The organism is Bradyrhizobium sp. Kon69, assembly GCF_055807515.1.
Genome location: NZ_JBVVOS010000037.1, coordinates 20,072 through 34,253 on the forward strand (window position 1 = coordinate 20,072; position 14,182 = coordinate 34,253).

Consider the following 14,182-nt stretch of genomic DNA (forward strand, 5'->3'; position numbering starts at 1 on the left):
ACCTGCAGCTGGCGACTTTCTGGGGCACGCTTCGGCCGTGAGGGGCGGTGGCCTCGGAAGGATAGGCGCTTCCAGCTCCGCTAGGCACGGTTCAGGTCAACGACCGGACCATCGCCGAGGAAGACGGGCCGAACTCGTTGCGAACGACTATGACAGAGCGAAACCTTCGTAGCCGCGGGTGACGACGTCCTGACAGATCTCGCGATAACGGACCAAGCCGCCCGCATAGGGCATGAACACCTGCGGCTTGCCTGGAATATTCGCCCCGAGGTACCAGGAATGCTTTGCCTGCGGCAGTAGTGTTCGGGCAGCAGCCTCGTTGACTTCGCTTACCCATTTCTCGACGGCGTCGGCTCGTGCCTCGATGCGCTCCAGCCCGTTGGACCGCATATGAGCGATGCAATCGGTGATCCAGTCGACATGTTGCTCTATGGCTACGGGCATGTTGCACAGAACCGATGGACTGCCGGGCCCCGTGATGGTGAAGAGGTTTGGAAAACCAGCGACCTGCAAACCTAGATAATTGCGTGGTCCTGCCTCCCAGACATCCTTGAGTGCGATCCCGCCCCGCCCGCGAATATCCATCTTGAGCAGCGGTCCCGTCAACGCATCGAACCCTGTCGCAAAAACTATGATGTCTAGGGGGTACTCGGCCTGATCCGTGCGAATTCCAATCTCGGAGATCTGCCGGATTGGCGCAGCTTTGACGTCCACGAGCGTGACATTCGGCCGATTGTAGGTCTCAAAATAGTCGGTATCGATCGGCGGGCGCTTGGCCGCATACGGATGATCAATGTCAGCGAGGACCGCCGCGGTCTTGGGATCCTTCACAATCGAACGGATCTTCCTTTTTATGAAGTCGGCAGCGGTGTCGTTTGCTTCCTTAGAAACGAGCATGTCCTCAAAGGATGCGCGGAACTGCAGCCCGCCACGCTCCCAGGCCTCGTCATAAATCCTCTCGCGCTCCTCGGGCGGCGTGTCGACCGCTTTGCGTTCCGCAACCCTGAAGCCCATGCCATTATAGGTTTGATGCGTAGTCGCGCGTATTTCGCTGGCGCTGTTTTTGACATATTGCTTGAAGTCCGCCGTCAATGGGACGTTGCGTGCTGGTACTGAATAGTTCGCGGTACGCTGAAATACGGTCAGATGCTTGGCTTGATCGGCGATCACCGGCGCCGCCTGGATGGCGGTCGATCCGGTGCCGATCATCCCCACTCGCTTGCCCGCAAACTCGACGCCTTCGTGCGGCCACTGCCCTGTATGGTACCACTCACCCTTGAAGGTCTTCAGTCCCAGAATGTCGGGCACGTTGGCAGTGGAGAGGCAGCCGACCGCGGTAATGAGAAACTTCGCAATGAAGGTCTCGCCCGTTTCTGCACGGATGTGCCAGCGATTCCTCGCTTCGTCGTAATGCGCCGACGCAACCCGGGTACCAAATTGAATGTCGCGTTTCAGGTCGAGCTTGTCGGCAACAAAATTCAGATAACGCAGAATTTCTGCTTGGCCCGGATAGCGTTCAGACCACTCCCATTGTCGCATCAAATCCAGGGAAAACGTATACCAATAGACATGGCTTTCAGAGTCGCACCGAGCTCCAGGGTAGCGATTCCAGAACCACGTGCCCCCAACACCCTGAGCCGCTTCTACGGCCTTGACTTTCAAGCCAAGGTTATCCCGAAGCCGAAACAGCTGGTAGAGGCCCGCAAAGCCCGCACCAACAACCAGCGCGTCTAGCTCAACCGGTTCATTGGACATTGCCGCACTCGCTCATTACGCCCACCCCACAAACATAAGGCTAGGTATACCGTCAGCGCCGTAAAGGTGAAAGTGCGCTGCGTCAAAGTGAATTGGGATTAATATAACCGTCCCGGTCAGTGCCCTCAAGCTCGCCTTCTCTGCTCAATGCAGCTCACTGCCGGGGGTCGCCTTCAAATCTGGAATGCACACCTTCAAAGACCGAGCCGGTCCAGAAGCAATCAACGTCGATTTGCGGGGACTCCATTTCTCGGACCTGCCGTTTCGACGTACCATGAGAAGAATTGCAACGGCCGCAAGATTCAATTTTCCGGTCGATGTCTAATTGGAGCGACCGCGACTTTGGCCGCAGACATGCGTTATCTTGTGGGCGCGGCAATCCGGCCTGCGCTCGCAAGTAAACGCGGCGTCTTCCAGGAAGTGGCGGGAGAGACTGTAAGGGTGCCGCTCGATTCAATCCAGCTCCGTGATGTGCTTCGGATCATCCACGACGAAGCCATTGAGGGGTTCGATTTCGGTGCGACGGCCCTTCTGCATGTCTTGGGACATCGAGGGGCTGCTCGGAGGAAGTGTATTTGGAATCCGAAAAGCGCTGCTGGTCGCGGACGTGCATCACGCTTCGTCGCCCTCGCCAGGCCCGCGATGGTCTCGGCCGGCAAATGCAGGACCTCCTCCAGCTGATAGCCCAGCGCCTGGCCCTCACGAATTGCCTCGCTCCCGAGGCGGGTCGAGAAGCGGCGGATCGAATCGCTCTGCAGCATGGCTCGCCCAGACAGGCCAGTGCAGGTAGAGCGTCCATTTCCCATGACGTTGGCCACGAGCTTGGACCAGCGCTCGCCCCCAAGATGTGGTCACCTTGGCGTTGTCGGCATAGGCGACCAGGCGGGATACTTCCTTTGCACGTGGCGTGATGCGGCCGTGCAGCTCGCCAGTGCGAACACCGTGTGCTTGGCGCCGTGCTTGCCAGTGCCGCGGTGGATGTGCCCTGGAGCAGGCAGATTGACGGTGATGCAACTGGGGATGCAGCCGAGCGTTTTGCCCCACCCGACAATGTGTGCGATGGTTTCGGTAAAACTTCGGCTCGACCCAGGTGGCCCTCGGCTTCTTTATGCGCTTCTTGATTTTTTGCTTCGGGGTTACGATCGTATCAAGCGCCTTGCGGATCTCGGGCGATTTCGTCCGGCTTCAGCCCAGACCTTGCCCATGTAGCGCAGCTCGTTCCCTTCCTGCTTGCCAAGGTAGAGCGCGGCGACGCCGGTGGGGTCCTTGACGAGCGCAACCACTGTGGACTTTTCGCGCTGCACCGTCTTGATCTTCTGCCACGCCTCGACGCGCTCCGACCAGTACGGCGCATCAACCCGCTTGGAGACGATGCCCTCGCAATTCTGCTTGCTGGCCGCCTCGAACAGCGCCTGCCCGTCGCCTTCATGGTGTTCACTGTATAAGATGGGGCGTCAAGCCCGTTCTCATCTATCAGCTGCTTCAGCCTGTCTTGTCGTGGTAAGATACCAATTCGGCACCGACGAGCTTTCGGACAGCCTTTCGAACATTGCGTCTGCTGCACCCTGCCTCGTCAGCAAGCTCATTGGCTGACCGCAAAGGTGCGAGGCCTTCCCCAATGCGAGCCGCGATGTTCTCAGCAGAGCTCAATCGGAGTATCCGCCAAGCAGCGGATTCGAAATGCTGCGTCATGTCGAAATCTTCTTCGCGGCAGTGCTTTCTTGACCTTAGATCAAGCGTCATGGACGTCGCCTTAACGCGGCGCATAGCCAATGGCGGGAATTGCCCTTCCCCTGCGCGCGCGGGGTTAGGATGGCATGCGACCCGCGATGCTGAAAAGCAGGCGCCCGAGCAAATAATGATGTGAACGAACGGTCGGACGATGACGATTACGGGAAGCTAAAAACGTAACGATGACAGTCAGATAGTCGTGGCCGGCAATTGATTGTGCAACGGCGAAGCTCGCCATGCCGGCCCTTCGCGAGCGCCCCCACACGGTGACGAAAAAATGACACTCAGAGATCAGTGAAAAGTGTGAATCGCTGTGCGCAGCCGACCTGGTGGGTTCTGAAGCCAGGGCCGGGACTGTTTGCTTTCGTCCGGCGGGATGGCGTGGGCGTTCCTTCGCTGACGTGATGGCTGTAGGGAGGCTGATCGATCGCTGCAGCTCACTCAGCAGCTTGAAGACCAGACTAGGTATCGCACTGCGATGGTGGCTGGCGAGCATGTCACTTGCTTGACACGTTCTGGAGCGCCAGTCTCTAATCTGCTTCAAGGTCCTGCGGTTGGACAGGCAATAACTTTCTGCCTCCAGCAAGAACAGGGTCGACGGCCCCACCCAGCGACTGCCAGGTCAGGGGTGCGGAATCCAAGATGGTTTCCTGGGAGGGAACAATGGACAGACGTCAGACGCTCAAGCTGATCGGTGGTACGGCCGCGTTGGCCGGTGCCGGTTTTCCGGGCTTTGCCTTTGCGCAAGCCCAAAAGGAAATGGTCACGGTCGTGAAGATCGCGGGAATTCCGTGGTTCAACGCACTTGAAAAGGGAATCCAGAAGGGTGCGAAGGATTTCAGCATTAATGCCACTATGGTTGGCCCGGCGAACGTCGATCCGGCACAGCAGGTAAAGCTCCTCGAGGATCTGATTGCCAAGAAGGTCAACGTGATCGGCTTGGTGCCGCTTGATGTAAAAGTCTGCGAGCCCGTGCTGAAGCGCGCCCAGGCCGCCGGAATCAAGGTCATCACGCATGAGGGTCCGGAACAGGAAGGCCGTGACTGGAATGTGGAATTGATCGACTCAGTTCGCTTCGGCGAGGTGCAGATGGAACGTCTCGCCAAGGACATGGGCGGCGAAGGTGATTATGTGGTCTATGTCGGGACTCTTACGACGCCACTTCACAACAAATGGGCCGATGCCGCGATTGCCTACCAGCAGAAGAATTTTCCAAAAATGAAGCTCGTCGCCGACCGCTTCCCTGGCGCCGACGAGATCGACACCAGCCAGCGCACGACGCTTGACGTGATCAAGGCCTATCCCAACCTGCGTGGTATTCTCGGCTTCGGTTCGAACGGACCAATCGGGGCCGGAAATGCTGTGCGTCAGCAACGTCTTGGCAAGAAGATCGCCGTTGTCGGCACCGTGCTGCCGAGCCAGGCGAAGTCGCTTATCGCGGATGATACGATCCGCGAAGGTTTTCTGTGGAATCCCACTGATGCGGGTTACGCGATGGTCGCGGTTGCCAAACTCGTGCTCGATGGCAAGCCGATCACGGATGGCGTCGATATACCCGGCCTTGGCAAGGCAGCCGTCGACGTTGCAGGAAAGCAGATCAAGGTGGACAAGATCATGCGCATCAACAAGGAAACCATCGACGGTCTGATCGCCGGCGGGCTCTAGGCCGGCACCGGTTTAGTCGCCTCATCGCGCTGCATTCCCGGCCCTTCCGGTCGGGAATGCGGTACCACTCGAGTGATCGCACGATCGAACGGTCCATTGCAGGCGAACCTTTGGCGACTTTCCTGGAGATGTCCGGCATATCCAAGCGCTTCGGCGGCGTGCACGCGCTCCGCGACGTCGATCTCACTCTGGAAGTCGGCGAGGTGCATTGCCTGGTCGGTGAAAACGGCTCCGGCAAGTCGACCCTGATCAAGATCATTTCGGGCGTAGAGGCAGCGGAGCCCGGCGGCCGGATCGTAATTTCCGGCAAGGAATTTCCCAAACTAAACCCGGTCTACTCCACGCATTGCGGCATTCAGGTCATCTACCAGGATCTTTCGCTATTCCCCAACCTCACCGTCGCCGAGAATATCGCGATGGCGCACCATCTTGGCGGCCTCCATTCGGTGAACTGGGCCTCAATACGCGCCACCGCTAAGGCCACAATGGCAAAGATCGGCGTTGAGTTCGACCCGGACGCGAAAGTGTCTGAGCTCAGCATTGCCGGACGCCAGTTGGTCGCGATCTGCCGCGCCTTGGCTGCGGATGCCAAACTCCTGATTATGGATGAGCCGACGGCATCGTTGACTCGCCACGAGGTGAACGCCCTGATCGCGCTTGTAAGCGAGCTGAAGCGTGCTGGCATCTGCGTCGTTTTCGTCAGTCACCGTCTCGACGAGGTGCTTGAAATCGCCGAACGCGTAACGGTACTGCGGGATGGCGCCAAAGTCGGTACTTTTGCTGCAGACGTAATCGACGGGCGGAAACTCAGCCACCTGATGACGGGTAAGTCCTTCGAGTATCAGGTACAGGCGCCTGAGCTTGCCGCTGGCCCGGTTGTGCTGGAAGTTAAGGGCCTGGGCCGCGAGGGCGAGTATGAGGATGTAAGCTTGCAGCTGCGCGCGGGGGAAGTGGTGGGTCTCACCGGTCTGCTCGGCTCAGGGCGAACCGAATTGGCGCTATCCCTGTTCGGAATGAAGCCGCCCGATCGCGGCACCATCGCACTTGACGGGCGGCCTATCGCGCTGCGTACAAATGCAGAGGCGATCGATCGAGGGATCGCCTATGTATCCGAGGATAGGCTTACGCTTGGCCTCATCCTGAATCAGTCCGTCACGGCGAACGTCACGCTTACCGTGCTGGATCGTCTGGCTGGCGCGTTCGGCTTGATTGCCGCACGCGCGCGACAGACCCATGTCGCTCGGTGGGTTGCTGAACTTGGGATCAAGGTCGCCCATCCGGCCAACGCGGTGAAGACGCTCTCCGGGGGCAATCAGCAGCGGGTCGTGCTCGCCAAATGGATGGCGACCAATCCGCGGGTGCTTATCCTGGATAGCCCCACGGTGGGCGTCGACATCAGCGCCAAGGACGGCATTTACGAGATCATCCGGCGGTTGGCCCGCGACGGCGTCGCGGTCTTGATGATATCGGACGAAATCCCCGAGGTCCTTTATCATAGTCATCGCGTCCTGGTGATGCGGGAAGGTCGTTTGACAACCGACGTGGCTGCCGCAGCCACTTCCGAAGATGCGCTTCGGCAGGCCGTCAATGCCTGAATCGCACATGGCATCATTCGACAGGTTTCGTCGCAGCCATGAGTTCTGGCTGCTGATAGTCATCCTCGGGCTCTGCGCCAGCTTGGGCTTCGCGAACGCCCAATTCCTGACCATGCAGAATCTGTTTGATCTGCTGACCTCCTATGCATTTGTCGGCATCCTGGCGCTCGGGCTGCTGGTCGTGCTGATCGCCGGCGGAATCGACATCTCATTCACCGCGACAGCGTCAGTGGCGCAATATGTCACACTTTCGCTTGCCAATGCTTACGGGGCGAACTGGATCGGCGTCTTCGCCATCGCGATTGGAATTGGCGGTGCGCTCGGTGCCCTCAACGCGATTTTCATCCAGAAACTTCGAATACCATCGATCATCGTTTCGGTCGCGACGCTGAACATCTTCTATGGGCTTCTGATCTTCTTCACCGGCGGCAAATACATCTATTCGTTGCCCGACTGGTTTGCGACCGGAATATTCTGGTTCGAGTTCGAATGGGGCAAGGATAGCTCGTACGGTGTCAACTTGCAGATCCTCGCGCTCGCGCTGGCATTTCTCGTCACCTGGCTCCTGCTGAACCGAACCAATATCGGCCGCCAAATCTACGCCATGGGAGGCAATACCGACGCCGCACAGCGGCTCGGCTTCCACGTTTTCGGCCTCAATATACTGGTCTATTGCTACATGGGTGTCATGGCCGGAATCGCGTCCCTGATTCAGGCACAACTCGCGCAGTCCGTTGCCCCGACGGTGCTGGTGGGCAAGGAACTGGATGTGGTCGCTGCCGTCGTGCTCGGCGGCGCCAGCTTGATGGGCGGCGTCGGCAGCGTCTTCGGCACGTTTCTGGGCTTGACACTGCTCGCGGTACTCCAAAATGGAATCATTTTGCTGGGCGTTTCGTCCTATTGGTCGCCGTTCTTCGTCGGCTTGGTTATTCTCATTTCGGTCTCTGCGACCGCCTGGTCGCAGCGCGAGCGGCGAAGCCAGAGCGCATCCCGATGAGCAATGTACCCGCCCTCTCACTTCGCCGGCGCATCGTCGGCCTCGCCGGCAGCGGCACGGTCGCCACCCTCATCCTGCTGTTGTTCGCGCTCTGGGTCGTGTTCGCGATCGCGATCGGCGACCGGTTCTTCTCGGTCAACACGCTGCAATCCATGGCTTTCCAGATGCCCGAACTTGGGATCCTCTCGCTCGCGATGATGCTGGCGTTGCTATCTGGTGGCCTCAACCTTTCCATCATCGCGACCGCCAATCTGTCCGGACTGACCATCGCGTTCCTCCTGACGCGCTACATCCCGGAGAGTCAGGGCCTTGCCTGGGTCGGCATTCAGGTGTTTGCGATCGCTGCAGGATTTGCAGTGGCTGCATTGGTCGGCCTCCTCAATGGTTTTGTCATCGCCTATCTTGGCGTTTCGCCGATCCTGGCCACGCTCGGCACGATGACGCTCTGCAAGGGCCTCGCGATCGGCCTGTCGCGCGGTAACGTCATCTCCGGATTCCCGGAGCCGATTGTGTTTATCGGCAACGGAACGGTTTTCGGGGTACCCTTTGCTCTGATCGTACTTGCGTTCTGCGCCTTGCCCGTCGCGCTCATGCTGAACGCGACACCGTTCGGAGCCAAGGTTTACATGATCGGCTCGAACGAGAAGGCGACCCGCTACTCCGGCATCAATACCCGCGCTGTCCTCCTCAAGCTCTATGTGTTTTCCAGCCTGCTCGCGGGAGTGGCAGCGGTGGTCATGTTGGCGCGTTTCAACTCGGCCAACGCGGCATACGGCGAGAGCTATCTGCTCGTCACCATTCTTGCGGCCGTCCTCGGCGGCATCGATCCGTTTGGTGGTTTTGGCAAGGTTGGCGGGCTATTGCTTGCACTGATCATCCTTCAGGTTATCTCCTCGGCATTCAACCTTCTGAACCTCAGCCAATTCCTCACGTTGGCGATCTGGGGTGGAATCTTGATTGCCGTTGCGGCGGTTCCTAATTTCGCCGGCAAAGCGCCGCGGTAGCCAGCGATGATGAGTTCGATCGTCTCGCCCACTATCGCGGTTCTCGACATTGGCAAGACCAGTCTCAAGCTGTTGGTGGCGAGTGACGACGGGCGGCCCCTCGAAACACATGCGATTCCGAACGTGCCGATGACTCAGGGCCTGTACCTAGCCTATGATCTTGCCGGACTAGAGGAATGGTTTCTCGATACCCTTGCCGTCGTGTCTCAACGCCATGCTATTGGAGCCGTGATCGTGGCTGCGCATGGATGCGGCGCGGTTCTCGTCGACGGCGATGCGCCAGTGCTGCCAATGATGGACTATGATGCCGTCTGTCCGCCCGAAATCGATGAAGCCTATGCCCGGATCGCGCCGGGTTACGATGAGGTGTTTTGCGGAATTGGAGGCGCGATGCGGCTCGGAAAACAGCTGCTGTGGCAGGAAAGCGCGTATCCCCTCGAATTCGCCCGCGCGAAAACCTATTTGACCACGGCGCAGTTTTTCGCCTTGCGGCTTGGCGGACGTGCGGCCAGTGAAATCTCGCAGCTCGCGGCTCAGAGCCATATCTGGGACCTCGTCCACCATCAGCCTTCCTCTCTTATGCGCAAGCGCGGTTGGAGCCATCTGCTGCCCGTAAGCGTCGCTGCCGGCGCGGTGCTAGGGACGGTTTCGGAGCCCGTAGCGAGGCGCACCGGCCTGGCGCAATCGACCGAGATCCTCTGCGGCGTGCATGATTCCAATGCCAACTTGTTTCGCTACAAGGCTGCCGGCATGGCCGATGCCTCGATCCTATCGACCGGTACCTGGATGATTGGCTTTCAGCGCGGCCTCCCCCTGGACCAACTCGATTGCGCGCGCGCGATGGTTCTCAATATCGATGTCGATGGCGAGAATGCACCTTCAACATTGATCGCGGCCGGCCGCGAATACGACCTGATCCGCGGGAGAAGTTGTGCTTCTGATGCAGCCGTCCTTGCCGCATTGCCCATCCTGCTGTCGAGGGGGACCTTGGCGCTCCCCTCATTCGTCGGCGATGATGGACTGTTTCCGGGCGCTGCTGACCGCGGACGGGTCATCGGGCCGCCCCCCGAAACGGCTGCCGAATGGCAGGCATTGGCGGTGCTCTACGCAGCATTCAGCGCAAACCGCTGTCTGGATGCGCTCAAGAGCTCAAAACGCATAGTCATCGATGGTGGCTTTGCCGCAAACCTGCCCTTCGCCCGGTGCATTGCGACCTTGCGACCCTCGCAGCGCGTCGGGGTGAGTCAATCACCGCACGGAACGGCGCTTGGCGCTGCGCTGCTGTGGCGGCGATTCTCGCGTACGCAGCCGGTTTCGAGCGTAGTACTCGAAGCTGTCACATCGCTTAGCAACGATGGGTTCGAGCCGCGCGGCCTTTCCACCGCCTACCAGTCCTGGATCGCTTTCTCGGAGGCCGCCTCATGACAGACCACAATCATGCCGATCTCCGTCAAGGCATTGTCGATACCTGCCGGGAGATGAATCGAAACGGTCTCAATCAGGGCACATCCGGCAATCTTTCGCACCGGACTCCAAGCGGAATGCTGATCACGCCTACCAGTCTGCCCTATGATCGGATGCAGCCAGAAGATATTGTTGCGATGGATTTTGCCGCGAATTACCAGGGCAACCATCGGCCTTCGTCCGAATGGCGCTTTCACCGCGACATTCTGCGAGCACGCGAAGACGTCAACGTCGTGCTCCATACGCATTCGACCTTCAGCACAACTCTCGCCATTCACGAGCGTGGCATCCCCTGCTTCCACTATATGGTCGCAGTTGCAGGTGGCAACGATGTCCGTTGTGCGCCTTATGCTTGTTTCGGCACACAGGCACTATCGGACTACGCCCTCAGGGCACTCGAAGATCGCAACGCCTGCCTGCTTGGCCATCACGGCATGCTCGTGGCGGCCCAGACGTTTGAAAAGGCTCTTTGGCTCGCCGTGGAAGTGGAGACGCTGGCGAAGATGTATGTCCATGCGTTGGCTATCGGCGAGCCGCCGCGCCTCAGCGACGCTGACATGGCGCAGGTACACGAGCAGATGAAACGCATGGGATACGGCCAGGCGCCTGACCTTGACGATGTCGGCGATGTTCCGCGCCCATTACCTGAGTCGAATGGGGCAGCACATTGACGGTGGCTGCGACCACGTTTTTTTGGTTGGAAACTCAACCATGTACGACGGAAGGGCTGGGCTATCGCCGGGGACCGCCGTTCGGCTGATAATGGCTGCCGCTCGACTGGCGGGTGCGAAGATTACGTCAGACTGATAAGCTTTGTGGCCAAACCTTATCAGTCTGCATCCAACTGTCTGAGCATTCTCTTATCGATCGCTCTTTCAAGACCTCACATGCTTTCTCGACAGGCGTGCTCAGTAGGCGCGCGCGAAGTCACCCTCCTGCTTGATATCAGTGAAGACAGGATAGCGCGGTTTCCAGGCCGTGCCCTTGGCCGTGGTCAGCTGGCTGAGCCGTTCGAGCACGTTGAGACCGTCCTTGCGCAGACTTGCAGACACCGCGGCGCGATCCGGAAAATTCTTTAGAACGGCATCGAGCCAGATCGTGCGGCCCGCCAGGAAGCCGCTCGCCCCTGCAGCATAAGAGTAGTCGAGCACGCGTTCGAATTTCTCCGGCGCAGCGCCGCCCGACAGCAGCACCCAAGGAATGTTGCGCTCGCGGCAGATATCGCCGATTGCATCGAACTCCTTCTGCGCGGCCTTGGCTGCCCCGCTGCCGTCACTGGCCGGCAGACCGTTGGCCGCGACCGGGCTCTCCAGCTTGAGGAGATCGACGCCATATTCCGGCTTGGCAAACTCGCGCACGCTGTCGATGACCAGACCGGGAAGCTTGCCCGGCGATTCGACGTAGTCAGCGGTGTGATTGGCGCTGCCCAGGAACGGATAAACCAGCAGCTCGAGAACATAGGGAATGTCGTGGCGGGCGCAGTCCTCGCCGATCTCGCGCACGAACTTCTTCTGGTCTTCGTTCACCGCGGCATCGGCGTCTGGCCGATACCAGGCCAGTACCTTGACGGCGTCACCGCCCATGGCGCGGATCTTCTCCACACTCCAGTTGGTGATCGCCCGCGACTTGCGACCGCCCGCGGTCTCCTCGACGCGGTGCTCTTCCAGCGTCATGATCAGGCCGCAGCGCGGCGGCAGCAGATCGATCGCGGCGGGCACGGCAAAGTTCGGGTCGAACAGCATCGAGCTGCAGTGCGGCGCGAGATTCTCGACCAGAAGACGCTTGGCCGCCGTGACGTCGGAATACTCGACCTGGTCCCGCGTGATGCCTTTTGCTTTCGCGATGGCATCGAACAAGGGCGGCCGCTGGTCCAGCGCGACCATTCGAAAATGGCCGTCCGCGTCAGCAAGCCGCGCCAGGCCGCGGTTCTTTCCAATCGTTCTCATGGCTTCGTCCTCATGAATGCAAGACACTCGTTGATGTCGGGGATTCCGTTGCGGCCGCCAGCGTGGCGGCATTTCATGGCAGCCGTCGCCGCCGAAAACGCCATGGCGGCGCGCACGTCCAGGCCGGCGCCGATCGCCAGAGCATAGGCGCCGTGAAAAACATCGCCCGCACCTGTGGTGTCGACGACCTCGACGGCGTAGGCGACCTGCCGCTGCAGATGGCCGTTCTGGTACCAGCTCACGCCGCCCTCACCACGCGTGACGGCGATGACGCGGCAGCCGAAGCGAGCGAGGGCTGCGAGAGATTTATCATCGGCGGAGCCGGCAAAGGCGGTAAGCGCGGGCTCGGAGAAGATGGCGTGATCGGTTAGGGGCAGCAGCCGCTCGAACACTTCGGCATCGGCCATGTCGCCGTCGAGCACCGTCGGAACGCCGCGCGAGCGTGCCTCGCGGTACAGCGTTGCGGCGCCCTCGACCCAGCGCGGGTCGGCCAGCACGGAGGATGCGCGGCCGACCGCTTCGAGTGGAAGCCAATCCGCGGATTCAGGAAAAAGGCCGCGGAAGTTCACGATCTGCCGCTCGCCGCTGCTGTCGACGATAATTCCGGAGACAGACGAGCGGCCATCGGGAAACAGCCGGAAATTCTCGACGTCGACGCCTTCGGCGGCGAAGGCGGACTTCATCTCGTGGCCGGCGGCATCATTCCCTGCCCGCCCCCAGAACGCGACGGACGCGCCGAGCTTCGCCACCGCCACGCTCGCATTGGCGGCCATGCCGCCGCCCAGCGTGCCGTACGCAGCAGCTTTGATCTTCTCGCTTCCACCCGCGAACGGCCGATCGACGCGCCAAACCTGGTCCAGCGCAGAGAGCCCAAGGCAGATCACGTGCACGGGCCTGGCCTTGGACCCGACGTCAGCCAGCGCCAAGAGATCGCCGATGTTGGCTAACGTACTCACCGGAGGACCTGTCCGTTGGTGGCATCGAACAGATGCGTCTTGCCAGGCTGCGGGCGCAGCGCGAGGCGATCGCCGACTTTCGGTCGCAGCGACGGGTCGATCCGCGCAATCGCGGAGACACCTGCGAGATCAAAATGGATTAGCGTATCGGAGCCGAGCGGCTCGACCAGCTTGACCTCGATGGCAATGCCATCGGCAGCATTGGTGGCGACAGTGAAATGTTCGGACGAATGCCGAGTATGGCATTGCCGGCCTGGCGCAGACTACTCGCGGTCTCGCCGTCCACCGGCACGGCCGTCCCACCTTGCGAGAGGATTGCGCAGTCGTCGTGCCACTCGACCGCGAAGAAATTCATGGCGGGCGAGCCGATGAAGCCGGCGACGAACTGGTTGGCGGGTCGCTCGTAGACCGTCTCCGGCGTGTCGTATTGCTGGATCGTGCCGCTCTGGAGCACCACGATGCGGTCGGCCATGGTCATGGCCTCGATCTGGTCATGGGTGACAAAGACCATGGTGGTCTTCAATTGCTGCGAGAGTGCCTTGATCTCGGCCCGCACCTGCCCGCGCAGCTTGGCGTCGAGGTTGGACAGCGGCTCGTCGAACAGGAACGCCTTGGGATTGCGCACGATGGCGCGGCCCATGGCGACGCGCTGGCGCTGGCCACCAGACAGCTCCTTCGGCTTGCGGTCGAGATAAGGCTCGATGTGCAAAAGCGCGGCGGCGCGCCTCACCCGCGCGTCGATTTCCGCTTTCGGCGTTCCCCGCAGCTCCAGCGCAAACGACATGTTGTCGTAGACTCGCATGTGTGGATAGAGCGCGTAATCCTGGAACACCATCGCGATATCGCGCTGGGCCGCCTGCACGCCATTCACGCGCTTGTCGCCAATGTAAAGGTCTCCACCCGAAATAGGCTCGAGGCCCGCGATGATGCGCAGCAAGGTCGACTTGCCGCAGCCGGATGGGCCGACGAACACCACGAATTCATGGTCCGCGATCTCCAGATTGAGATCGGGGATCACGGTGAAATTACCGTAGCGCTTGGTGAGATTGCGGATCGAGATCGAGGCCAT

10 protein-coding genes and 2 pseudogenes are annotated in these 14,182 nt (G+C 60.2%); 6 read left to right on the forward strand and 6 right to left on the reverse strand.

Annotated elements, in window-relative coordinates; genetic code table 11:
- Positions 1 to 147: 147 nt before the first annotated feature.
- The 3 genes and pseudogenes from AC0L3U_RS34325 to AC0L3U_RS34335 form a co-directional block, all read right to left on the reverse strand.
- A complete protein-coding gene (locus AC0L3U_RS34325; protein WP_473288814.1) occupies positions 148 to 1,755 on the reverse strand; it encodes a flavin-containing monooxygenase in 1,608 nt (535 codons plus the stop codon).
- Positions 1,756 to 2,208: 453 nt separating this feature from the next.
- Positions 2,209 to 2,337: a ketopantoate reductase C-terminal domain-containing protein gene (locus AC0L3U_RS34330; protein WP_473364721.1), complete on the reverse strand. Its 129-nt coding sequence runs from the start codon at positions 2,335 to 2,337 to the stop codon at positions 2,209 to 2,211.
- 65 nt (positions 2,338 to 2,402) lie between these two features.
- Positions 2,403 to 2,579: pseudogene (locus AC0L3U_RS34335) on the reverse strand (hypothetical protein); the annotation flags it as partial.
- A gap of 1,570 nt (positions 2,580 to 4,149) precedes the next feature.
- Here AC0L3U_RS34335 and AC0L3U_RS34340 point away from each other — a divergent pair.
- From AC0L3U_RS34340 to AC0L3U_RS34365, 6 genes are all read left to right on the forward strand, one after another.
- Positions 4,150 to 5,151, forward strand: a complete 1,002-nt coding sequence (locus AC0L3U_RS34340; protein ID WP_456768616.1) for an autoinducer 2 ABC transporter substrate-binding protein — start codon at positions 4,150 to 4,152, stop codon at positions 5,149 to 5,151.
- Positions 5,152 to 5,261: 110 nt separating this feature from the next.
- Positions 5,262 to 6,746: a sugar ABC transporter ATP-binding protein gene (locus tag AC0L3U_RS34345; RefSeq protein WP_473364703.1), complete on the forward strand. Its 1,485-nt coding sequence runs from the start codon at positions 5,262 to 5,264 to the stop codon at positions 6,744 to 6,746.
- Positions 6,739 to 7,743: an ABC transporter permease gene (locus AC0L3U_RS34350; RefSeq protein ID WP_456769841.1), complete on the forward strand. Its 1,005-nt coding sequence runs from the start codon at positions 6,739 to 6,741 to the stop codon at positions 7,741 to 7,743. The genes AC0L3U_RS34345 and AC0L3U_RS34350 overlap by 8 nt, the downstream gene beginning before the upstream one ends.
- Entirely contained in the window at positions 7,740 to 8,747 is a 1,008-nt protein-coding gene (locus AC0L3U_RS34355) for an ABC transporter permease (protein WP_106946058.1), read from the forward strand. The genes AC0L3U_RS34350 and AC0L3U_RS34355 overlap by 4 nt, the downstream gene beginning before the upstream one ends.
- A gap of 6 nt (positions 8,748 to 8,753) precedes the next feature.
- Positions 8,754 to 10,172 (forward strand): carbohydrate kinase, encoded by a 1,419-nt coding sequence (locus AC0L3U_RS34360; protein ID WP_473364704.1) that lies wholly within the window; start codon positions 8,754 to 8,756, stop codon positions 10,170 to 10,172.
- Entirely contained in the window at positions 10,169 to 10,882 is a 714-nt protein-coding gene (locus AC0L3U_RS34365; protein WP_456768613.1) for a class II aldolase/adducin family protein, read from the forward strand. The genes AC0L3U_RS34360 and AC0L3U_RS34365 overlap by 4 nt, the downstream gene beginning before the upstream one ends.
- A gap of 237 nt (positions 10,883 to 11,119) precedes the next feature.
- On the opposite strand, the gene AC0L3U_RS34370 is transcribed toward AC0L3U_RS34365, so the two are convergent.
- The 3 genes and pseudogenes from AC0L3U_RS34370 to AC0L3U_RS34380 form a co-directional block, all read right to left on the reverse strand.
- Complete coding sequence (locus AC0L3U_RS34370) at positions 11,120 to 12,157, reverse strand: tagatose 1,6-diphosphate aldolase (RefSeq protein WP_473364705.1); 1,038 nt, start codon at positions 12,155 to 12,157, stop codon at positions 11,120 to 11,122.
- Positions 12,154 to 13,113, reverse strand: a complete 960-nt coding sequence (locus AC0L3U_RS34375) for a sugar kinase (RefSeq protein WP_473364706.1) — start codon at positions 13,111 to 13,113, stop codon at positions 12,154 to 12,156. The genes AC0L3U_RS34370 and AC0L3U_RS34375 overlap by 4 nt, the downstream gene beginning before the upstream one ends.
- Positions 13,110 to 14,182: pseudogene (locus AC0L3U_RS34380) on the reverse strand (ABC transporter ATP-binding protein). The gene AC0L3U_RS34375 and the pseudogene AC0L3U_RS34380 overlap by 4 nt, the downstream one beginning before the upstream one ends.